Raw genomic sequence first — 22,316 nt, 5'->3', positions numbered from 1 at the left:
GTCAACAAGTATAGTGCTCAGAATTGAGCAGGGAGGCAGGAGATGCTATCAGGAAAGACGTGAACAGAAATTTTTACTGCCGAATTGGAAAGTCAGGTATAGCGAATCAATAAAGAAAGGATAGGTATGAGATGCAACAGGAACAACAGACAATCGTCACGCAAGGGCTGCCAGTAGAAGCACTGGCGTTTCTGCGCCATTGTGGCTGTGAGCTGACGTATAGTGAGAAGACAGTGACCATTCAGTATCCTCCACAGACGCAGGTGTCCTTTGAGCGGTACAGGATAAATACCAGGTTTTGCCGGGTCGAGTTCCCGTGTGGCCTTCAGGTGGAAACAGCCTCTGATGTGGCTTCTCCCTTCACACGGGTGCTGATAGATCCGCGCGATCTGCTCGGGTTCCTGCATCACTTCCCGGAGAAAGTGCGAGAGGAGCGAGCGTACAATGAACAGTGAGGTTGCTCGATTACGGGAGCAGATCAAGCGGGAATGCGAGGCCATGAAGCAAGGGCTCAGCGGGGTCGCAATGGTTGCCCGGCATGATTTCATTCAACAGAAATACCTGAGCCTCGAACAGCCCTGGGAGCAGCTTGAACGCCTGGTGGGTGTGGAAGCCGCGACAGAAATTGTGTGTCGGACCTATTTCGAGGTCGTAGGATAAGCAGAAGACAGCGGGAGGGTCGTATGCGTGGACATGCAAACGAGATTGGACCAATTTATGAGAAGTACTACGTGCTGACTCTGACCTCAACGGAACTGGCAACCACGCTGCTGGTCGCTCAGCAACGCATGGCAGAGCTCTCTGCAAAACATCCGGAACAGCTTTCACCAAACGAGCAGATGTTGCTCTATGGCTTGCACTGCTTTATCACAAAGGTCGAACAGATCGTCGAGCAAGAACGGCAGCGGCGATCATAAAAGGGGGCCCACTTTCTTCGCTGAAGGGGGAAGGTGGGCCCTCTGCTGTGGCTTGATTCCCGGCAATGGTCAGGAATCGGTTGTTATCATTTGAGCATGGCGAGCGCGAGACCGGGAATCTTCAGCGGAGATGGATCCCTCTCGAAGTCGGCCAGTCTGGGGAAGAGTGCGCTTGCGGCCTTCGTGCGCGTGGCGAACCAGGGCGGCGTAGGAACGCTGCGGAAGGGCGCTCGCAAGACAGTCTTCTGTGGGCGCGAGAAGAGCAGCGTATTGTGTACGACACCAATGCCCGATTGCACATCGTTGAGGGTGTGGCCCGGGAAGGCGCCCCACGTCGTGACGCCCAGGGTGAAGCTGGTCGCGGCCCAGTAGTTGACGCTCACCGTGCCGTAGCGAAGCCGCTCAATAGCGCGATCGAGGGCCGCGGCAACCTCGGGGTCTCTCAACGAGAGCGGATGAATCAGGATCGTGGCGTTCAGCGTCCCCCAGAGCGTTTCGTTGGCGAACTCGACCGCGCGATCAAGATACTCGACGACCGATGAGGCCGGAAGCGCCGTCTCTGAGCTGAGCGCACAGAATGCCTCGGTCGTAAAGCAGATATCATTCACCTTCGTCGGATAGACATCGGGGATCAGCGTCCAGGGAAGTTGCTGCTCGCTGGCCGAACCAAGCGTCTCGGCGTCGGGATGCGCCTGAAGAAAGCTCTGGAAGCGGTCGCGGGCTCCCGGGTAGAAGGCCGTGCGGGGCGGCACCTTCGCAAACGTGGCTCGTAGCGCCTGCAAGAGCTCCTGACGCTGATTCCAGCCCGCATGCTGAATAATCACACGTGTCGCGTTACAGTTAAAGCCGGCGTTCGTCGTCAGCGAGGTGACAAGATGCTCAGCCTGATAGGCGATATCCGCTGTTGTCCAGGGGCCGGGCACGACGATCACGGGGCTCACATTCCCGAGCTCGCCTGTAATCGGCTTGTGAAGGAGCGGCTGATTCTCGGCCTTGCGTCGCGCACCCTCTTCTCCCGTCCCAAAGACGATCGCCTCAAACGTCTTATCTGAACCCGTAATGTGAATCTCGTCAACGCCCGGATGATTGCATAGATAGGCTCCTTCGGCGGCTCCGCCATAGGTGACGCGCAGAAAGCCACGCTCGATCAGTACCCGGAACCCTTTTTCGATCAGCGGACCGATGTAGGCGTTGACTGGATTCATTTTCAGCACAACAACCTGATCCTCGGCGAAGAGCTTGTAGAGCACATCCGTCGGGGCAATGCTCGAGACGTTCCCGGCTCCCAGAACGAGCGCAACCTTGCCCGGATGCTGCTTCTGCTGATAGATGAGCGCCTGCGTTTCGGGGAGTGCTTCAGCGGAAACGCCCGGCTCCATCCAGATTTCAGCGGTCACGCCGGGGAAGAAAAGGCGATCGTATGTGCTATAAGGAAATACCTGAGCGCTTGTCTGCCCGTTGGGGAGCGTCTGCACCGGGCCGGGAATGTGTGGGCGCCCAAACAGCTCGATATCACGAAGCGACTGCTGAAGCTGCCGCAAGTTTCGCAGCACCGGCCAGGGACCGATAGCCCATTCTTCGCCTTGCAGGTCTGGCGCAAGCGCTTTCGCCTGACAACTGAGATGCACCCAACGCTCGGCAATGGCTGCCATATCAGTCAGCAGCGTCTCTAAGAGCGTGATGCGATCTCGAATGGAGAGCGCAACCCAGACGTCCTTCTGCCGCTGAAGCTCCTTGACGGCGGTGTCCATTTCTTCCTGAGTGGATGGGGGTAACACTCCTGTGATCGTCGGAAAACGAGGTGAACCATGCTGAGTTGATGCAGCCATAGCGTAAAAACCTCCTCATTATTCTCGCGTGCTGGCTGCATACATTATATGCTATGGCGATGAGAAAGCTCAAAGCATGCTCAAAGCGAAATGGCTAGAGGGCTTGCGCACTGCTTCGCTCTTCGACTATGCTGTTGCTATGTTCAGGAGGAGTATACACTGATGGAGATCACATTCGCCGTTGTACAATTTGAAGTCGCACAGTTTCAGCCGGAAGTGAATCTTGAGAAGGCTGAACGCTTCATTCAACAGGCCGTCAACGCCGGGGCACAGATTATCGTTTTCCCCGAAGATTTTGTGACGGGGCCAGTGGTCGGGCGCTTTGAGTACGTTGATCGAGAGGGCCGGTATCGTCGCCATTTTCAGGATCTGGCCTCGCGGTGCCGCATTGATATTGTCCCGGGATCGATCATTGAAGGCGACGAACAGGGCCTCTTTAACACGACCTATTATATTGATCGGGCTGGAGCCATTCGGGGGCGCTATCGCAAGGTGAACCTCTGGCTTCCCGAGCGCTCGTATATCGCTGCCGGAGCTGAGTTCCCGGTCTTCGAGACCGCCTACGGGCGTGTGGGCTTGCAGATTTGTTGGGACCTGAACTTTCCTGAGGGGTTTCGGCAGATGGCGCGTCAGGGTGTTGAGATCGTGATATGCCCGAGTTACTGGTGCTTTGAGGATGCAGGGGTTGGCCTGCGCCATAATCCACAGTCAGAGGTAGAGATGGTAAACGCGCTCTGTGTGGCTCGCGCCTTCGAGAACGAGATTGTGCTTGTGTATGCCAACGCGGCGGGTGAAGTGCAGTGGGAGCATGGGCGTGAACGGTTGATCGGGCAATCACAGATCACGGTGCCCTTTAAAGGGCGGCTCAACGCGCTTGCGCATACCCACGAGGGGATGTTCCTTCAGCGTGTCGATACCGCCCTGTTGCATGATGCAGAGCTGGCCTATGAGATTCGTAAAGATCTACGCGAACGCCTCTAGCCTGTCTTCTTGCGTGACCGGGCTGCGGACCTGCCACCAGTTGAACAGGAAGGCCAGCGTGACAAAGACAACGAAGGCGTTCCTGAGCCCGACCACTTCAAAAAAGCCGGGGATTGTCAGCGGCTGGACGTATTGATGCGGGTCTGCAGTCTGGCTGTACAGGAATATGTAGATATAGGTTGTCAGGACCGAGATCACATTCCAGTGGAAGAGCCAGAATGTGTCAAGCGCGTAGGCGTAGGCGATGAGGGGCAGGACCCAGATCAGGTATTGCGGGCTGAACACTTTGCCTGTGGCAATGAAGACCAGAAGCAGCGCAATAGCGGTCTGGGTCAGGTTCATTTTAGCGCGCCACTGAAGCCAGAGCGCGTAGGCACAGCCTGCCAGCAGCGCCAGAGTGCTCAGATTCGAGATCCCTTTCCCGAGCGGGCTGAGCAGGTTGATCGAGCCAAAATCATAATTGGTGCTGATCGGGAAGCCGAAGAAGTGCGCCAGCCAGAGCAGCGTGCTCCCGCTGGATTCAACCTGCATCGGGCGTTGCAGAAAGTATTGAAGTTGGTCGATGACTGCGCCCTCGAAGTTCAGGGCCGCAAAGATGCCAGTGATTCCAAGCAGCGCGATCAGAAAAAGCAGGCAGTTTTTCCAGCGCCATTGTTTGCAGGTGGTGAGCGTCTGCCAGAGCGTGCGAAGCGTGACGGCTTCTCGGGGCACGGGCAGGTGTCCGCAGGAGCGTTGTTCGGCGATAAAGAGCGCTGGAAGCAGCAAGATCGGGTAGATTTTCAGCAGCGTGCCGAAGGCCAGCGCAAGGTAGGCCAGCGTCCAGCGCTTGCGCTCGGCTGCCAGAATACAGAGAAACGTGAGCAAGGACGGCAAGACGTCGAAACGTACCTGCATGGTGGCGATTGCTCCAAGCAGGACGTAGGAGACGAACGCAATCCAGGAGCCACGTGGGCCGAAGCGTAGCAGCAGCCAGTAGAGCAGCAGGACAACCAGCGACATCAAAAAGGCAAACGCTAATTGGTAGTATGGCAGTGGGGTAACCATTGCCAGTGTAAAGGGAAGCAGCGTTAAGGGTGGGTATTCAAACGGCAGGATGTGGAACGGCGGCTGTGGTGCTGGAAGCTGACTGCGGAGAAACTGGCATTGATCGGCGGGAAGCATTTTCGTTGCGTCACTGCCAAGCCAGAAAGCCAGCGTATAGCACTGGTAGCGGGCCGGATCGCTCGTGGTCAGGAAGATCTGCCACGACGTGCCGATAAACATCGCAATAATCGTGAAAAGAATCGGTATATATGCGGTTATCCCCCGGGTTACCTGCAAGTATTCCGGGAGTTGGAGTGCACTTCGCTTCCCTGTATTTCTTTTATTGAGTACATGTACCTGTTGAGACAAGAGCGAAATTATCCTCCATTGCTCCAGTTTGACATATTTGCATCAGGGGTGCTACAATCGCGGGCGAAACGCTGTCACTCAGCTTTGAGAGTGAGAGCACACAATCTTGAAACGAGCGAAGTTCGGAGAAAGTCACCGCGAAACGCTGAGCCTATTCCTGACTTCTCTCAATGTGAACGAAAGGACGAAAAAACGGTACGATGAATAGCGCAAGCCGCACAGAGACAAAAACGTTAAAGGTGGGCGATCTCGCTCCTGATTTTACTTTACAGACCGAGGCCAAAGAAGATTGGACGCTGAGCAATTTCCGCGGAAAGAAGAATGTCGTTCTGGCCTTCTTCCCCTTTGCATTCAGCAGCGTGTGTTCGGTCCAGATGCCGTCCTATGAGGGCGAGTTGGAAAAGTTCCGCGAGAATGGGGCCGAGGTTGTTGGCATCAGCATGGACAGCACCTTCGCACTGGATGCATGGAAAAAGCTGATCAACACCACTTTCCCGCTGCTTTCAGACTTCTACCCGCAGGGAAAGGTCACCGACCTGTACGGTGTTCGTCATCCGGCTGGAATGGCCGAGCGAGCCGTATTTGTGATCGATAAAGAGGGCGTTATTCGTCATATCGAAGTGACGCATACGCCGGGCGAGCTGCCCGACAAGAATGCACTGCTTGATGCAGTGGACGCCCTGGGCTAGCATCTCTGCCGGGTCGAGCAACCAATCAGGTTCTCGGCCCTTTTTGCTGGCTCTGTGAGAGCGAATTGCGGACATGCGCTGGCATCGAGCAGGGAACGTCGGGAGTTGAGAGGGTTGTGTCATAGCACGATAGAAAGGGTTGTGCCGCTATGGAAGAGGAACAGAGACAGCTACGAGCGAGCTTTAATCAGAAGGCCGAACTCTATGATCAGGCTCGTCCGGGGTATCCTGAGCGCTTGTTTGATGATATGGTTGCGTTTGCGGCTCTTCCAGCGCAAGCAAGCATTCTGGAGATTGGCCCCGGAACCGGACAGGCGACCTTGCCCCTGGCCCGGCGCGGCTATCGTATTCACGCGATTGAGCTCGGTCAGGCACTGGCGGCGGTGGCCCGGCGGAAGCTGGCGGCCTTCCCGAACGTCTCGATTGAAGTGGGCGCGTTTGAAGAAACACCTCTGGCGGGGTCGGCCTATGATCTCGCGCTGGCGGCGACGGCGTTTCACTGGTTGCCGCAGGACCTTGCCTATCGCAAGCTGGCCTATGCGCTCAAGCCCGGGGGAACGCTGGCGCTGTTCTGGCATGTGCATGTGCAGAGCGAGAAGAGCTACGACTTTTTTGAGGCTGTCGATGAGATCTATATGACGCAGACGCCAGAGAAGGCAAAGGCCGGGCTGCGGCTTCCCTGGCCGGAAGAGGTGCCCGCACCAATCAAGGATGAGATCGAACGCAGCGGTTTCTTTACCGGGGTGGAGGTGCGGCGCTATTGTTGGGAGGAGTCCTACAGCGCAGAGAGCTATGTTCGCCTGCTGGATACCTATTCCGATCATCTGGCACTGCCGGAAGCAGCTCGGAAGCGCCTCTATCGTTCTATTGCGAGCTTGATTCGTTCCCGCTTTCATGGGCAGATCACGAAGGGCTATATGGCACAATTATATCTGGCGCGGCGTGCATAAGCCGTCTGGCGCAAGTCGCGTCCTGCACTAAAGAAAAAAAGGAGAGCAAGCCCACGCCCTCCTTTTTCAGTGCGAGGTCTCTTTTTTGCGCCTTTGATTGAAGACCTCGTACAGCATCACGCCAGTTGCAACCGCCAGATTGAGCGAGTCACTTTCACCAACCATCGGGATCTGCACGACTGTATCGCAGAGCGCTTGCAGGCTTTGCGGAAGGCCCTTGCGCTCCTCCCCCATAAGAATGATCGTTGGTGTGTGATAGTGAACGTCCTGATAGTCGGTCGTGGCAGAAGGTGATGTCCCGATGAGCTGGTAATTGTGGCGCTGTTTCCAGCGGCGAAACTTCTCGATAGAGGTGCGTATAAAACGCTGCCGAAAGATTGCCCCCATTGTCGCTCGTACACAGGCCGGATCATAGGGGTCTGTCGCCTCGTCGAGCACGATAACACCGGCTCCCCCGATTGCTTCCGATGTGCGTAGAATGGTCCCCAGATTCCCGGCAGAGCGGACGATTTGCAAGGCGACCCAACAGAGCTCATCGCCGGGGGTCACACGCGTGAGTGACTCCCAACGCTGGCGCACCACTGCCCCGATTCCCTGCGGATCGTCTACGGCGGAGATGCCGTTCAGGATTTCGGGGGTTACTTCGAGAACAGGCACTCCGACCCGCTGATAGTGGTGAATAATGCGTTCCGCGTAGGGATGGTCCAGTTGCTGCGGACAAACAACCAGCATATCGACCGGAGCCTGACTTTGAAACGCATTTGCGACGAAACGCAGTCCCTCAACATAATACTGTCCGGTCTGTTCCCGCATCGCGCGATCACGCAGACGGCGAATGCGCTTGATGTCCGGGTGATTATGACTTCCAATGAGATGTGAGTGTTTAATAGTTGCTGTCATGAAGTATGGGGTGATGGGTCACTGAATAGGTGTAGCCATCTGTCTGCAACAGACAAAAGATACAGATATCCAAAAACCCTGTCATTTTCTTTTATTTGCTTCCCTGAATGCAGTCTGATTGTGCCGCGCCTGCATGCCTCCCTGTGCTGTGATTCACAGACAGAGAAGGAAAGCCTGTATATGATATCACAAATTATATGAAGCCGGGATGCTGCTGTCAATAAAAATCTTTGCGTTCTCGCCCCTGAGTGGCCCGCGTTTCCCGGAGCAGATTGGCAAAACCTTGACAGTCAGATTGCAATAAGTTATATTGTCTATAACAAATAGCAATTGGAACGTCTGGCTTTTTGATTTGATTCTGAAAGGGTAAGTGCGTCTGATTCGGTAAGGGAGGAAAAGCGCGGGTTTCCAGGTGCATGCAGCGCTCTTATTTGAAGAGAAGAAGTGAGACGGTGCTTTATGCTTCACTTGATCTACACTTTCATACAGGATCCTACGGTGCTCTTCCTGTTGATTCTGGTGGCACTGCTCGGAATATATGCTGAGATTGCCAACCCGGGAACCTTTATCCCGGGGACAATCGGTGTCCTGGCGCTGATTCTCTTTATCATCGGTGCCGTTGCGCTCGGGGTGAACTGGTGGGGCGTTCTTTTCCTGCTGCTGGCTGGCGGCTTGCTGATCGCGGAGGCCAATTTCACCAGTTATGGCCTGCTCTCGCTCGGCGCGGCTATCTCGTTTGTGTTCGGTATTTTGATCCTTTTCAACTCGGGAGGTGTGACGCATATTCAACCGCTGCTGGTGCTGTTCGGGGGGCTCATTTTGGGGGGCCTCGGTCTGAGTCTGGCGCTTTATGCGATGCGTATCCGCAAGCTACCAGTCCGCAGCGGTGTTGAGAGTATGATAGGAGAACAGGTCGTGGCGCTTGGCCCGTTGCGGCCTGAGGGGCGAGTGAAGCATGACGGCGTTATCTGGACCGCAGTGCTGGATACGCCAGAAGTGACTGTCAATGAGGGTTCGGTGCTGGAGATCGTCGCGGTAGAGGGATTGCGTTTACATGTGCGCCCGGTGCTGCTACAACAGCAGATGATGCAGTTTGAGGGAGAGGCCGGGGAACAGGTTCGCGAGGAGCAACCGCGCCGTACCGAATTGGACTGATAGAACAGGTGCAATTCATCATCTGGCATGATGAATGCGATAGATTGAAGCTACGCCATTTCCGGGAACTTATGATAGGAGGCTAGTTCATGGATATATTAGGTGCGTTATCCCTGATCGTGATAGTGGCGATTGTGCTACTCTTTGTGCTCTTTTCAGGGTTGCGCGTTGTGCAGGAATACGAGCGCGGTGTCATTTTTGTGCTTGGTAAGCTGGAGGGAGCGAAAGGCCCCGGTCTCTTCTGGGTCTGGCCGTTCATCTCGCGCATGATCAAGGTAGATCTGCGTGTTGTGACAATCAATGTGCCACCCCAGGAGATCATCACGCGTGATAACGTGACAGTCAAGGTGACTGCGGTCATTTACTTCCATGTTGTCAATCCTGAGTGGGCCGTGACGCGGGTGTTTAACTTTGTGCAGGCAACGACTCAGATCGGCCAGACAACCCTGCGCAATGTGCTCGGTCAATCTGAACTTGATGAGCTGCTGGCGCATCGCAATAAGATTAACCAGGAATTGCAGGCGATTATCGATGAGCGCACCGAAGCCTGGGGCGTGAAAGTGACCGCGGTTGAAATCAAGGATATCGAGTTGCCCTCGACCATGCAGCGTGCGATGGCGAAGCAGGCCGAAGCAGAGCGCGAGAAGCGAGCGAAGATCATTCACGCTGAAGGTGAGTTGCAGGCTTCGACGCAGTTGGCCCAGGCTGCCGGCATCATCGGTTCTGAGCCGAACGCCATGCAGTTGCGTTACCTGCAAACGTTGACTGAGATCTCGGTGGAGAAGAATTCAACGATCATCTTCCCGCTGCCTATGGAGCTGGTTACGCCGCTGATGAAGACGCTGAACAAGCTGAGTGGAGCGAGCGAGCAGTCTCAGCCTGAAGAGCCGGTGTATGCATTGCGTCCGCAGCAGACCCCGACCGTCAAGCAGGCGCCACCTGTGCAGCAGACGCGCCCGGTTTCGCCGACACAGCAGGCAACGCAGCCGCATCCAGCTATACAGCCACGGCAGGTCCCGCCCTCGCCACGGCAGTGAGCAAGGCATGAAAAAGGGGATGTCTCCTCAAGGAGCATCCCGCTTTTTTTTGTCTGCTAGAGCAGGGGCGATGTGTTGTTCTGCCCTTGCTTGCTCCGGAGATATTCCGCGCAGGCGCGATAGGTTTCTTCTGAGATCAAGCCTTTTGACATGTAGTGGTTCAGCATGACATCGAGCTTGAGAATGCTCATCAGGTTATAGCCATGCCGGCGCAAGCGCTCGGCTGCTCCGTGTTCCCGGTCGATCAGGACGATGACATCTTTGACTTTCAGGCCGTTCTCTTCAAGCAGAGAAGCTGTTTCCAGAATGCTGCTGCCCTGAGTCACGAGATCGTCGATAATCAATGCGGTATCGCCGGGAGTAAAGCGTCCCTCAATGCCCCGTTTGCCCGTTCCTTCTGGACGGCTGCGGGCGTAGATCATTGGTGTGCTTGTTTCCAGCGTGTAAGCGGTTGCCAGCAATAGACCCCCAACCGGCACCCCTGCGACAACATTAAATGGCTGAACACGGGAGCGGCGTAGCGATTGGGCGAGGTTGATTTCTTGTTGCATCAGTTTGCTGGCAACACGTAAAGCGGTTGGATGACTGATAAGGACCTTTGGGTTCACAAAAACGGGGGAACTTACGGCGGACTCGCTCACGGTGAAATTCCCGAATTGAACCCCCCCCAGGTCAAACAGTATTTGTGCCAACCAGAGATTGTCCAGGGTTTGCTCTTTCGCCACCTCAGCACTGCGATGCGGACCCCTCGATTCTCTGCTATACAAGGGGGTGCATCGCCTCCTTTCTTTGCTCTCTTTTGAGATAAGGTGAATAAGGATGCATACAGTTCCTCTGTTTCATACGTAGAAGAGGCTGTTGCATTTGATGAGAAGGATATGCTGTCTCTAGTATAGCATATTTCAGTCCTCAAGGCTATCTGAACGCCCTTTAAGCGCTCCTGGCATGCGTATCTGTTCGGGTTTCAGCATGCACTGGAGGCCCCCCCCATTGGTACTGGCTAGCGGGGAAAAAGACCTTCTCCATCTCTCATCGGCAGTGCTGATCTGAAGCCCTTCCGCAGGTGGGCCGTTGGCTGCCGCTTTTCGGATCTGGAATTCGTCGGGCGGGAAAGCACTTTCATGGCGCAAGGGAGGCTTCTGCTCGCTCTTTCCCTTCAGAAAGCGGTTCTGTCCGCGGTGCTGTTTCTGTCATGATGACGCTGTTCCCGATACAGGTTGATATACCATTCGACAACCGCTCGCGCCTGTCGCTCAAGAAGATGTCGGGAAAACTGATGCCCCTCTGCAAATAGCCTCTCTGACCGAGAGCCCGCATATTCTCCTGATTCCCGGTTAAGATCGGGGCTGCTCTCTAGCATCTTAGTCCTATTGCCTCTCTTGACTGCTTGACCGAGCATTTCCAGTCGCTTAAAGTCCAATATGAGTGCTTCCGTTTTTCGGGTGATTGACATATTTGTATATGCATTGCTGTAAAGGGATTTTTGCATGCCACTGTTAAAGAAGAATCAGAATGATGCACCACAGGAAAAGCTTACAAAGCATTTAGATGATTCTGCAATGGAACATAGCGCGGAGGCGACAGAGCAGGTTGAAGCGCAGGGGGCGTACCTCCCCTCGACCGACCTGGCTGCGCCGCCTTTGCCAGAAGCGGAACCTGAGCGCCGCAAGCCGGTTGTGATTAAAGGAACCGGCAAGAAAAGCGGTGGTGCGCTTCCGCCTCCACGCAGGAACCGCTATATTGTTCATATTGCAGTTGTTTCTGTTCTGCTGTTGATTATTGTTGGCGCTCTGGTTGCCGTGCGCACGACTGCTACGGACGCGAAGAATAGCCCGCGTGCGCTGACAAATAGCACGCCACAAACGTTTACGACGAAACGCGGCGATAGCTATGTGCTGCTGCCAGAGCAGGCCGCTACGGTGACGGCGATCGCGCAGATTGCAACGGCTGAACCGGAAATAGTACCAACTGAACCGACGATGCCCGATACGGGCGGCAATACCGGTCCGGGTACTGGTCCGGGAACCGGTCCGGGAACCGGGAACAATGGTGGGAATACCGGCTCGCCTCCTCCGATGGGCGATTCGTCGGGGAACCATTTCACGCCGGGTTATTGTACATGGTGGGCTGCCCAACGCTATCATGACGTCTATGGTGTCTGGATCCCCTGGCTGGGCGATGCATACCAGTGGGTGAGTGGCGCACAGCAGGCGGGATGGAAGGTCTCTCAGACGCCTGTACCGGGCTCGATTATTGTGCTGATGCAGGGTGCTCAGGGCGCTGATCCGACCTATGGGCACGTGGCGTACGTAGAGAGCGTTTCCGGGAATGTGGCGCACACCAGTAATATGAACTGGGGCGCTGGCAACTGGAACAAAGTCACCTATGTTGACTTCACGGCTGGCTCGGGAGTGTACTTCATTTATCAGTAAGTCGAAATGCTTGGAAGCGTGTGAGATGCGCATATATGCATCTTGCGCGCTTTCTTTTTGGTCTGACTTGTGTGTGGTCTACAGCGCGCTCATGAAAACGGCCACGCCATTGCTGACCGGTCCGCAAAAAGGAGGCGCGAGGGTGGAAAGGTACAGGTGCGAGGCACAGCGAAGGCGCTTCTGCTGTGCCTTGAGCGGTCAGCAACATTGCAGGATCAGGTGCACATGCGAGAAGTCTCGGGCGGCCAGATCGCGCTTGAGAATGTAGAAATATATGGCGCCACAATCTCCCCACATCATTTCTGCGGTAGCGTCGGTGTCGAGCTGGAAGAGGAGCCGCCAGTCTGTAGGCGGGCCCTGATAGTCGGTGTCGCGGACACACTCTTGCAGGAGATCGCCCTGTATTTGATAGGGATGACCGAGAAGCTGGTGTCGCGGTGCTTCATGCTCCTCGTGATCAAGGTATGTGATGAGCTCCTCATAGGCACCTGCGGCCTGCTCAAGCTTTTCGGGCTGCTCGGGATAGAAGAAGGCTTCCATTGGCAGGCCAATACATGCCAGCTCCGACGATTCGGGTGGGGGCAGTGTCACGCTGCTGGTATAGGTGAGCGCACATGGGGGAAAGCAAAGTGACGGTTCTTCGGTAGGAGTGGCGCGGTACAGCCCGGCGGACGAGGGATAGGAGAGCACGCGAAAGCGCTCAGGAGGGATGGGATATTCGTTGTGAGAGGGATCATAGAAGAAAGCCAGCATGCCGTGATGTGGCAGTTCGTGAGTGGGATCGCAGGGGGCGAGGTCTGCAAGGCGAATCTGGGCCAGAAACGGGAGTGGATGCCCATTCCAGGTAGGCCAGGGTGTGTCTGATGGGAGATCTGGATTCCCTCCGATTTTTGAGGCTCCGAGCGGTAGTTCCGCCTCATCTGCGACGCGTCGAGACGTGAGGCGGATTGTGTTCCAGAGCAGCGATCTGATTCCGGTGGCAAAGTCGGCCAGCTCGCTCCGTTGAAGAAGCTGCTGTAGCCGGGCATCGTCTTTGTGCATAGCAGTTTCCTCCTTTTTGCATCCTCTTTCTTGACGACAAGTCAAAAAGCGGGTCAGTCACCAGTCGCATCGTTGGGGCTGGCGACAGGCTTGGATTCAGGTGAGCCCTTCTGACGCAGAAAGATTGAGAGGATGATGAAGACGCCCATCGCTAGAAACTCGCTTTGCCAGTTTTGTAAGGACTCGAACCAGAAGCGCGGCGTCAGGAAGTAGGAGAGCAACGGGATGCAGGTCTCTCCGTGGTTCATCTGGTCCTGGCAGTAGGCCTCTGAGCCGCCAAGCAAGTGCAGCACAAAGGAGAGGACAAAGAGGCCAAGCAGGGCTATTGAGAGCGAGTTCTGATAGAAGAAAAGGGCGATGCCGCCACGCTGTACGGGTCGGGGCGCATCAGGTCCGGGTGGCTCGGGTTGTTTGTTTGCTTGATCGGGATCCTTTGATTCTGATGATCCTCTTTGATACAGGAAAGCGGTCAGGAGCACGTAGAAGCCAAGTTGCAGAAATTCGCTTTCCCAGTTCTCAAAGACAGCCTCAATAAAGTCGCCGCTGGAGAGGTAGCTGATGTAGCTGATCGGGGGCTGACGGTGGCTTTCCTGTTCTTCAAGGAAGTTCTGGTAGCCTGCGATACTTTGCCCGATCAGGAAGACGAGAAAGAAGCCAAACATCGCCAGCGAGAGGCCATTTTTATACAGTATATGCTGAAATCGCTTCATCGCGTCATGCCTCCTTTTGGGGAGAAGTACGTATCCCCCTGTAATCTGTACACGGGAGCGTGGTTCTCCGGGATGTAGGGCGGCGTCATGCTGTTTCCTGTAGCCACGTTTGGCGAATCGCGGTATATTACTAGAGGGTTGGGTCTGGTAGTCTGCTCCGCTGAGGTTTTGAGCGGTTCTACAGGGATAGTGTGCCTGAAGGGCATCTGGGTGGGCGAATTTGTGCGGCTGCACAAACGTGGTTGCGGAGGTTTGTTTCTGTTGCCATAGAACTCATACGCAAATCACTGTATTCTATACAAAATTTAGAGGAGCAAAAGAACGTATTCACGTCGCTTTCGTGCCTTGTTCCCGGGAAAAGGGATCTCCTGTAGCGCCCGCTTGTTTCTAGATAGGAGAAGATATGTCACTGAAACAGACAATCGATATATTTGAACTTCTTGATGATAGCGCCGTCTCTGGCCAGAAAGTAAAAGCATTCCTCGAAGCGCATGGCGCGTCGGATGTGACAGTCAGCACTGTGCAGGGTGAAAAGGGCTCTACCGACTTTATCAAGATTGTGGTCCCTGGCAGCAAGGGGAAATCGCGTGGCGGCGACGCGCCAACTCTGGGCATTATCGGGCGTCTCGGAGGGATTGGAGCGCGTCCCGAGCGTATCGGGCTGGTCTCTGATGGTGATGGCGCAATCGCGGCGCTGGCCTCGGCCCTCAAGCTGATTGAGATGCAGACCAAAGGGGATGTGTTGCCCGGAGATGTAATCATCACCACACATATTTGTCCGCATGCACCGACGCGCCCACATCATCCTGTCGCCTTTATGGACTCTCCGGTTGACATCCTGACGATGAATCGCCATGAAGTGACGGACGAGATGGATGCCGTGCTGTCAATCGATACGACGAAGGGAAACCGCGTCTTTAACCATCGTGGAATTGCTATTTCTCCTACCGTGAAAGAGGGCTATATCCTGAAATTTAGTGATGATCTGGTGAACCTGTTGGAAATGAGTACAGGGCGGCCCGCGCGCACGTTTGCGATCTCGATGCAGGATATCACGCCGTATGGCAACGGTGTCTATCATATCAACAGTATTTTACAGCCTGCCGTGGCGACCAAAGCGCCAGTGGTCGGCATTGCCATTACCGCTGAGACCGCTGTTCCCGGGTGCGCGACCGGTGCCAGCCATGAGGTAGATATTGCGCTGGCGGTTAAGTTCGCGGTTGAGGTCGCGAAGGCATTCGGGGCGGGGCAGTGCCAGTTCTACGACGCGGATGAGGTTGCACGGCTCCAGCAGCTCTATGGCTCGATGGCGCATCTTCAGACATTGGGGAACAAATCCTGACCTCTTGCATTGAGTGAGTAGCTGGCATCCACGGGAGGGCACGCTTGCCCTCCCCCTTTTCATACCGGGAAGGAGGCGAAGCGCATGGATCAGGCAGCGCTGACCGTTGAGGAGTTGTTAGCGCTTCCCGTTTTGCAGCGAGCGCAGGTAATCAGCGGCGCGAATGGGCTACAGAATGAGATTCGCTATGTCGATGTGATGGAGATCCCTGACCTGACCGGCTGGCTGCGCCCTCACGAACTGGTGCTGACGACCGGTTACGCCTTTCTGGACAATCCCTATGCACTCAGCACCCTGCTGGACGAAATGCATAAAGTTGGCGGGGCCGCGATCGGCGTCAAACAGCAGCGTTTCGGCTATCGAGTGAGCGAGGAGGCACAGCAGAAAAGCGATGAGTATGCTATCCCGATTCTCGATATCCCGGCAGAATTGACGACGATCGATATTACGCACTCGATCATGGAGAAGATCTTGAACCGCCAGTTTGTGGTGTTGAGCAAGGCGCGAGACGTCAATAGCGAGTTTATGAAGCTGATCCTGCATCGACGCAGCGCCGAGATTGTGACCATGCTCGGGAATCTGCTGCATTGCGAGGTGGCGGTGCTCGATACTCATCGCACGGTGCTGAACGCCACGCCCGGCTTTCGTGAGGAGCAGGTGGCGGTGCTGAGGCCCATTCGGAGCGGCAATCTGGTTTCTGGTTACCTGGCGCTTTCCGCTGAGCCCGCACCCGACGATCTGTTCGCTCAGATGTGCCTTGAGCAGGCGCTAACGGTGCTGGCGCTCGAATTTACGATTCAGGAAGCGGCGCTCTATCGGCGGGAACATGCCAGAGAGGAGTTTCTGCTTGAGCTGCTGACTGGTGTTACGCGGCCTGAGGAAGCGCTGCATGTGCGGGCACAACGCCTGCACTTCCCACGAGGTGCAGCGCTGTTTGTGCTGGTGGTGCAGCCGCGCTACGCTCCCGACACGCCGGAAGAGTATCGGGAAGACTTGCAGGCACAAATTCGCCTGGCGCTGACCGATAGCCTGGGCGGGCGAAGCAACGGGCAGCGACATCTGATAACGATGCTCGGCGAAAACTTTGTGGTGCTCGCGGCGGCCTCGCAGGCGGATGTGCAGGAGAGGGCGAAGCGTCTGGCCGAACAGATGGACGCGTATCTCAAACAGGAATTACCCGGGATTCGGTTTGTGCTCGGGATTGGATGCCCGGTTGATCAGCTCTCCTTGCTGGCTCGCAGCTATACGCAGGCATTGCACGCGGTTGAAGCCGGGCAGAAGGTGCTGCCGGAGCGTCAGATCATTCACTACAGGGATGTCTATATTGAGGATATGCTGCTCAGTATCGGGCAGCATCCGGCGTTAGTACAGTTGTATACGACGTTGCTGCAACCGCTGTATCACTACGATATGCGGAACGGAACGGAGCTCTGTAAGACCCTGGAAGCCGTGATCCGGCATGGAGGGAACACGCGTAAGGTAGCGGAAGAGCTCTTTGTCCATCGGAACTCAGTCAACTATCGCCTGGAGCGCGTTCGCGAGATACTCGACGTTGATATTCTGGAACCGGAGACGAGAACGCGCCTGGACCTGCTTTTCCGGGCCTGGAAATTGCAGCTATTGCCACCCTAGCGCTATCAGATATTTTGAACACAGGTTATTGTATCGGGCCGATGTTGTCCCCTGGACGCTTGTATTTTGTCTTCTGCCCCACCCGCGCGGGCGCATAGTCCTGCCACTCAAGGCAGGCGTGAGGAGGTCTCACATGAGAAAAATTGGCACGATAACGATAGGACAGGCTCCCCGTGTCGATGTTGTTCCTGAACTGCGGCACTGGCTCGATGCCGATTGCGAGATTGTGGAGAAAGGGGCGCTGGATGGTCTGAGCGCCGCCGAGATTGCCGCGCTGGCTCCACGCTCGACAGATGAGGATGTGTTGGTGACGCGGCTGGTTGATGGCTCGTCGGTGACGATTACGCATGAAGGCGTGATGCCCTTGATGCACCAGCGGATCAGCGAGCTGGAAACGCAGGTCTCGACGATTCTGCTGCTGTGCACTGGCACGTTTCCGGAACTGGAAGCGCGTGTGCCGCTCCTGGTGCCCGAGAAGCTCCTGTATAGCTTTGTGCGGGGGATCGCGACCCCGCACATGACGCTCGGCGTGCTGACGCCCTCTGAGCAGCAGGTCCCCTATCAGCAGAAGCGCTGGCAGCAGGTGGTGAAGCACGTCAATGCGCGTGCTGCCTCGCCATATGCCGCAATTGACGATGTGATCGCCGCAGGGAGCGCCCTGGGGAGACAGGGCGTTGATGCAATTGTGCTGGATTGTATCGGGTATACGCTTGAAATGAAGCGACGCATTCAGGAACAGGTGTCATGTCCGGTGATCCTCTCGCGGGCTGTTCTTGCTCGCTTTGCTGCCGAATTATTGTAAGTAGAGGACTATTTCCCTGAGATCGTATACACGTCACCTCTGTTGTCGGCCCTCATCTGACCTGTCGGGTGGCGTGAAAGGAGTAGACAGTATTATGGCAGTTCCTCCCCAACAGGAAAAGCACCATCCCAGACTATTTGAGCCTGCCTCACTGATTATGAACATTGTGGTGGGTTTGCTCGGGGCAATTATTGGTATTCAAATCATTGTGACGCTTGGCGTGACGCCGAATACCGCGATTATTGGTGCGCTGATCGCGATTCTGGTTTCGCGTATCCCGCTGCAATTCTTTGCGAAGTTCCGGTCGGTGCATCGGCAAAATCTGATGCAGACATCGATATCAGGGGCAACGTTCGGGGCGGCAAACGCGCTCTTGATGCCGATTGGTATCCCCTATTTGTTCGGGCGTGCTGACCTGGTCTGGCCGACACTGATTGGTGTCACGATTGCAATGGTTATAGATGCAGTCATCCTGTTCCTGATGTTTGACACCCGGGTCTTTCCCGCGTCGAACGCCTGGCCGGCGGGCGTCGCGACGGCGGAAGCGATTATTGCGGGCGATAAGGGTGGCAAGCGTGGGCTGCTGCTGATCGCCGGGACAGTGCTAGGCGTGGTCGGGTCACTCTTTGGCGTTTCAATGTCGGCCTTTGGCGTCGCTTTTATCGGGAATATCTGGGCGCTGGCTATGTTTGGCATCGGCCTGCTTGTGAAGGGCTATGACAAAGTGCTCTTCGGCATGAACATCGATTCGCTGTATATTCCGCATGGCATTATGATTGGTGCCGGAATCGTTGCGCTGATACAGGTGATCTGGCTCCTGGTGCGGAACCGCAAGAAAGACGACGTGGAGACAGAAGGGAATGGGATCCCGCTGACACGCACGTCAAAGGATGTGGAAAAAGCGGTCAGTTGGGGCTTTGTTGCGTTCATCGTTTGTGCGGTTGTACTGGCGATTGGAACCGGCCTGTATACACAGATGTCGGTGCCGATGCTGCTTGGCTGGATCGTCTTTGCGGCGCTGGTGGCCTTTGCACATGAGTTGATCGTGGGTCTGTCGGCGATGCATGCGGGCTGGTTTCCGGCGTTTGCGGTGGCGCTGATCTCGTTGATGGTTGGTATGCTGTTTGGTTTTCCGCCCGTCGCGCTGGCGGTGCTGGTGGCCTTCGCAGCCTCGACCGGTCCGGCCTTCGCGGATATGGGCTATGACTTCAAAACCGGCTGGATTCTGCGGGAGAACGAGAGCCGGGCGTTTGAGCTGGAGGGACGACGACAGCAGTTTCTGGCGACGCTGGTCGGCTTTGTGGCGGCGGTTGTGATGGTGGCCGTGATGTCCCCATCGTACTTTAAAGGTGGCCTGATCCCGCCTGTCGACAAGGTGTATGTGGCGACGATTCAAGCGGGGCTGACCAGTGGCAATACTGCGCTTTATCTGATGCTCTGGGCGATCCCTGGCGCTATTATTCAGTTGATCGGTGGGCCCAGGCGTCAGATCGGGATCTTGCTGGCAACCGGCTTGCTGATTAACAATCCGCTGGCTGGCTGGGCGGTGATCGCGGGTTTGGTTCTTCGCTTGATTGTGCTGAAGATCTATGGCAAGAAGGCGGAAGGTCCGATGAGCATTCTGGCGGCTGGCTGTATCGCTGGCGATGCGCTCTATAGCTTCTTTAGCTCGATCTGGAAGATGGGCACAAAATAGGGTCACCCAGACAGCTACCTGGAAGTTCTCCCGAGATCTCCCGAAAGCGCTTTCGGGAGATCTTTTTTTACAGGTATGTACACGCGTACACAAAGAGGGGAGATGAGGGCTCAGCAGTGCTATGCCGAACTTCTTCGGGTGGGGATGGATCGGCTTCTGAGGCTCTACTATAGCTGGTGAGATAGGTACCGAGATAGCGGAGTCAGGAAGATGGGTGAGGGACGAACGGGCAGGATTTTTGCTTGAGAGAAACCTTGACATTCGCGCGCAGAGATGCCATACTACCGGTATAGCGTGTGTACACGTGTACATGGTTCGAGGGAGGAAGGCGTGTCATGGCGACAAGTGAAGAAGTAGCGCGGCTGGCCGGGGTCTCGCGTGCGACCGTTTCGCGGGTGCTCAATGGCTCACCACGGATCAGCGAGGAGGCCAGACGGCGAGTGTATGAGGCTATTGAGGCGCTTGGCTATGAGCCTGATATTGTGGCACAAAGTCTGGTGCGGCAGCGGTCCCGTACGCTCGCACTCGGGCTCTTTGATGAGTCAAACGGGCTCTCACTGACACAGCTCGGGTTGACGGCCCATTACTTCTACATCGACATGCTGAGATATATTGAGCAAGAGGCGATGGCCCAGGGCTATGATTTGCTGCTTCCTTCACGGCCAAAAGGAACGTATCCAGAGAATTATATTCGGAGCCTGCGTATAAGGCGGGTTGCCGGGGCAGTCATGCTGGCTGTAGGGGTTGAGGACCCGCGGGTTCATGCACTGTTACAGGCCGGAATCCCGACCGTGTTTCTGGATACGATGGGCCTGGGAAGCTCTGCCGTGTATGTGCGTTCGGATCACCTGGATGGAGCGAGACAGGTGACGGAGCATCTTCTTTCTCTCGGACATCGGCGAATTGCATTTCTGCCCGGTCCAGCCGGAAATATGGTAGCGATGGAACGGCTGCTCGGCGGTCAGCAGGCGATGGCCCAGGCGGGCATTGCGGTTGATCCCGGTCTGATTTTCTCGTCTGGCTGGAACGTTGAGGAGGCGTATCAGGCGGTTTGTCATCTGTTAGAGCAGCGAAGAGACTGGACGGCGCTTGTCGCGGGAAGCGATCTGATGGCGCTCGGCGCTTTGCGGGCGCTGCATGAGCGTGGTCTGCGCGTGCCGGACGATGTTTCGCTGACAGGCTTTGATGATGTGGTGCTCAGCCAGTATATGACGCCGCCGCTGACCACGGTGCGTCAGGATCGCGCCAGAATGGGAAAAGAGGCTGTGCAACGGCTGGTGGCGCTGATTGAGGGCAAGGAGCACGTGGCGCCGTTGATTGTGCCGACGCAACTTGTGGTTCGCGCTTCCACCGCACCGGTGCGCCCACAGGTATAACCAGGAGCTCAGTGGGGAGCTTACCTGATGACATTTCAACTGGTCATCAATTGAACAGGAGGTTCAAAGTCCATGCCGAAAGTGACCATTATGGGTGCCGGGAGTACCGTGTTTGCCCGGCAGATTATGACTGATATTTTGTGTCTTGAGGGGTTGGATGAAGGCACATTTGCGCTGGTAGATATTGATGCCGAGCGTCTGGAACTGGCTCATCAGATCGCGGACAAGCTGGTTGCCTTGAGCGGGAAGAACTGGACCGTGACTGCCTCGACGAATCGGCGCGCGGTGATGGGCGGAAGCGATTTTATCGTGAATGCCATCGAGGTCGCCGGAATGGCAAATGTGCGACATGATTTTGATATCCCGATGAAATATGGCATCAATCAGTGTATCGGCGATACCATCGGCCCGGGAGGTATCTTCAAGGCGCTGCGAACCGGTCCGGCATGGCTTGATATCCTGCATGACGCGGAAGAACTTTGCCCCAATGCGCTGGTGCTCAACTATACGAACCCGATGTCGATTCTGACGCTGGTTGCACTGACGGGAACCACGATGCAAACGGTTGGACTCTGCCATAGCGTGCAGGGGACGTCAAAGCAGCTTGCCGACTACCTGGAAATCCCGTACGAGGAGATGAAGTTCAAGTGTGCCGGTCTGAACCATAACGCCTGGTTTACGGAGCTGTCCTATCAGGGTGAAGATATGTATCCCCGACTGCGTGAGCGGGCGAAGGTTCCCGAAGTCTACGAGAAGGATCCGGTGCGCTTTGAGATGATGCTGTATTTTGGAGCGTTTGTGACCGAGAGTAGCGGGCACTTCTCCGAGTATGTGCCGTACTTCCGCAAGCGCCCCGAACTGATCGAGCGCTATTGCCGTAAGGGGTATCTGGGTGAAACCGGTTTCTATGCGAATAACTGGCCAACCTGGCGCAAGCAGAATGAGGAATCGATCCGCGAGATGCTTGAGGGCAAGAAAGAGATTCCGTTCAAGCGCAGCCATGAATACGCATCTGCCATTATTGAAGGCGTGGTGAAGAACAAGCCAACCGTGATCTATGGCAATGTGCGCAATCACGGATTGATTGACAATCTCCCGGATGGCTGTGTTGAAGTGGCCTGTCTGATCGATCGCAATGGTATCCAGCCCTGTCATTTCGGGCCGCTCCCCGAGCAGCTTGCCGCGTTAAACCGCAGCCATATGGCCGTGCACACGCTGATGGCCGATGCACTGCTGAACCGAAACAAAGAGGCGGCTCGTTACGCGTTGATGCTTGATCCGTTGACGGCGGCGGTCTGCTCTCCGGCAGAGATCAGCGCCCTGTTTGACGAGATGTGGAGTGCACAGCGCGAGTATCTCCAGCCATTTGAGGCATAAAGGGGAAGTGACGTTCAGGTTTTATTCCTTTCCCGCCTCAACTTGCAACGGTGGCCGA

At 55.8% G+C, this 22,316-nt stretch carries 21 protein-coding genes; 15 read left to right on the top strand and 6 right to left on the bottom strand.

Translation table 11 applies throughout. The annotated features are described in order from the left end of the window. The first annotated feature begins 131 nt into the window (after positions 1–131). From EI42_RS28120 to EI42_RS28110, 3 genes are read left to right on the top strand one after another with little or no spacing between them, the layout of a single operon-like run. The gene (locus EI42_RS28120) at positions 132–455 is read left to right on the top strand and encodes a hypothetical protein (RefSeq protein ID WP_111325966.1); all 324 of its coding nucleotides are present in this window, start codon (positions 132–134) and stop codon (positions 453–455) included. Further along, the gene (locus tag EI42_RS28115; RefSeq protein WP_111325965.1) at positions 445–660 is read left to right on the top strand and encodes a hypothetical protein; all 216 of its coding nucleotides are present in this window, start codon (positions 445–447) and stop codon (positions 658–660) included. Before EI42_RS28120 ends, EI42_RS28115 begins: the two co-directional genes overlap by 11 nt. 23 nt (positions 661–683) lie before the next feature. After that, positions 684–917: a hypothetical protein gene (locus EI42_RS28110; protein WP_111325964.1), complete on the top strand. Its 234-nt coding sequence runs from the start codon at positions 684–686 to the stop codon at positions 915–917. 86 nt (positions 918–1,003) lie between these two features. On the opposite strand, the gene EI42_RS28105 is transcribed toward EI42_RS28110, so the two are convergent. Continuing rightward, positions 1,004–2,746, bottom strand: a complete 1,743-nt coding sequence (locus EI42_RS28105; protein ID WP_111325963.1) for an aldehyde dehydrogenase family protein — start codon at positions 2,744–2,746, stop codon at positions 1,004–1,006. 162 nt (positions 2,747–2,908) lie between these two features. Between EI42_RS28105 and EI42_RS28100 the strand changes: the two genes are divergently transcribed. Further along, positions 2,909–3,727, top strand: coding sequence for a carbon-nitrogen hydrolase family protein (locus EI42_RS28100; protein WP_170142971.1), 819 nt, complete (start codon positions 2,909–2,911; stop codon positions 3,725–3,727). On the opposite strand, the gene EI42_RS28095 is transcribed toward EI42_RS28100, so the two are convergent. Next, positions 3,710–5,119, bottom strand: a complete 1,410-nt coding sequence (locus tag EI42_RS28095) for a glycosyltransferase 87 family protein (RefSeq protein WP_111325961.1) — start codon at positions 5,117–5,119, stop codon at positions 3,710–3,712. The genes EI42_RS28100 and EI42_RS28095 overlap by 18 nt on opposite strands. Positions 5,120–5,319: 200 nt before the next feature. Here EI42_RS28095 and EI42_RS28090 point away from each other — a divergent pair, with 200 nt between their 5' ends. Both EI42_RS28090 and EI42_RS28085 read left to right on the top strand, forming a co-directional pair. Then, positions 5,320–5,808, top strand: a complete 489-nt coding sequence (locus EI42_RS28090; protein WP_111325960.1) for a peroxiredoxin — start codon at positions 5,320–5,322, stop codon at positions 5,806–5,808. Positions 5,809–5,957: 149 nt separating this feature from the next. Then, positions 5,958–6,758, top strand: coding sequence for a class I SAM-dependent methyltransferase (locus EI42_RS28085; protein ID WP_111325959.1), 801 nt, complete (start codon positions 5,958–5,960; stop codon positions 6,756–6,758). A gap of 66 nt (positions 6,759–6,824) precedes the next feature. Here the strand turns inward: EI42_RS28085 and EI42_RS28080 are convergent, their stop codons facing one another. Further along, complete coding sequence (locus tag EI42_RS28080; protein WP_111325958.1) at positions 6,825–7,658, bottom strand: TrmH family RNA methyltransferase; 834 nt, start codon at positions 7,656–7,658, stop codon at positions 6,825–6,827. A gap of 468 nt (positions 7,659–8,126) precedes the next feature. Here EI42_RS28080 and EI42_RS28075 point away from each other — a divergent pair, with 468 nt between their 5' ends. Beyond that, positions 8,127–8,813 (top strand): NfeD family protein, encoded by a 687-nt coding sequence (locus tag EI42_RS28075; protein WP_211326381.1) that lies wholly within the window; start codon positions 8,127–8,129, stop codon positions 8,811–8,813. Between the two features lie 89 nt (positions 8,814–8,902). Continuing rightward, the gene (locus EI42_RS28070) at positions 8,903–9,850 is read left to right on the top strand and encodes a slipin family protein (protein ID WP_111325956.1); all 948 of its coding nucleotides are present in this window, start codon (positions 8,903–8,905) and stop codon (positions 9,848–9,850) included. A gap of 56 nt (positions 9,851–9,906) precedes the next feature. Here the strand turns inward: EI42_RS28070 and EI42_RS28065 are convergent, their stop codons facing one another. After that, a complete protein-coding gene (locus EI42_RS28065) occupies positions 9,907–10,575 on the bottom strand; it encodes an orotate phosphoribosyltransferase (RefSeq protein ID WP_170142974.1) in 669 nt (222 codons plus the stop codon). 762 nt (positions 10,576–11,337) lie between these two features. Between EI42_RS28065 and EI42_RS28050 the strand changes: the two genes are divergently transcribed. Next, positions 11,338–12,282 carry a CHAP domain-containing protein gene (locus tag EI42_RS28050; RefSeq protein ID WP_111325952.1) on the top strand — a complete coding sequence of 315 codons (945 nt, stop codon included), beginning with the start codon at positions 11,338–11,340 and terminating at the stop codon, positions 12,280–12,282. 198 nt (positions 12,283–12,480) lie between these two features. On the opposite strand, the gene EI42_RS28045 is transcribed toward EI42_RS28050, so the two are convergent. Next, positions 12,481–13,323, bottom strand: coding sequence for a YwqG family protein (locus tag EI42_RS28045; RefSeq protein WP_111325951.1), 843 nt, complete (start codon positions 13,321–13,323; stop codon positions 12,481–12,483). Between the two features lie 53 nt (positions 13,324–13,376). Continuing rightward, positions 13,377–14,033 carry a DUF6766 family protein gene (locus EI42_RS28040; RefSeq protein ID WP_111325950.1) on the bottom strand — a complete coding sequence of 219 codons (657 nt, stop codon included), beginning with the start codon at positions 14,031–14,033 and terminating at the stop codon, positions 13,377–13,379. A gap of 403 nt (positions 14,034–14,436) precedes the next feature. On the opposite strand from EI42_RS28040, the gene EI42_RS28035 reads away from it, so the two are divergent. The 6 genes from EI42_RS28035 to melA all read left to right on the top strand — a co-directional run bounded on the left by EI42_RS28035 (position 14,437) and on the right by melA (position 22,258). Continuing rightward, on the top strand, positions 14,437–15,375 hold the full coding sequence (locus EI42_RS28035) for a DUF1177 domain-containing protein (RefSeq protein ID WP_111325949.1): 939 nt from the start codon (positions 14,437–14,439) through the stop codon (positions 15,373–15,375). A gap of 84 nt (positions 15,376–15,459) precedes the next feature. Then, entirely contained in the window at positions 15,460–17,007 is a 1,548-nt protein-coding gene (locus EI42_RS28030; RefSeq protein ID WP_111325948.1) for a PucR family transcriptional regulator, read from the top strand. Between the two features lie 133 nt (positions 17,008–17,140). Continuing rightward, positions 17,141–17,809 (top strand): AroM family protein, encoded by a 669-nt coding sequence (locus EI42_RS28025; RefSeq protein WP_111325947.1) that lies wholly within the window; start codon positions 17,141–17,143, stop codon positions 17,807–17,809. 94 nt (positions 17,810–17,903) lie between these two features. Then, positions 17,904–19,505 (top strand): OPT/YSL family transporter, encoded by a 1,602-nt coding sequence (locus tag EI42_RS28020; RefSeq protein WP_111325946.1) that lies wholly within the window; start codon positions 17,904–17,906, stop codon positions 19,503–19,505. A gap of 335 nt (positions 19,506–19,840) precedes the next feature. Further along, entirely contained in the window at positions 19,841–20,881 is a 1,041-nt protein-coding gene (locus EI42_RS28015) for a LacI family DNA-binding transcriptional regulator (RefSeq protein ID WP_111325945.1), read from the top strand. A gap of 72 nt (positions 20,882–20,953) precedes the next feature. After that, on the top strand, positions 20,954–22,258 hold the full coding sequence (melA, locus tag EI42_RS28010; protein WP_111325944.1) for an alpha-galactosidase: 1,305 nt from the start codon (positions 20,954–20,956) through the stop codon (positions 22,256–22,258). The last annotated feature ends 58 nt before the right edge of the window (positions 22,259–22,316 follow it).

This window comes from Thermosporothrix hazakensis, assembly GCF_003253565.1.
GTDB classification, from domain to species: domain Bacteria; phylum Chloroflexota; class Ktedonobacteria; order Ktedonobacterales; family Ktedonobacteraceae; genus Thermosporothrix; species Thermosporothrix hazakensis.
The sequence above is the reverse complement of the archived record's forward strand: the minus strand, read 5'-3'. Positions and strand labels throughout refer to the sequence as shown.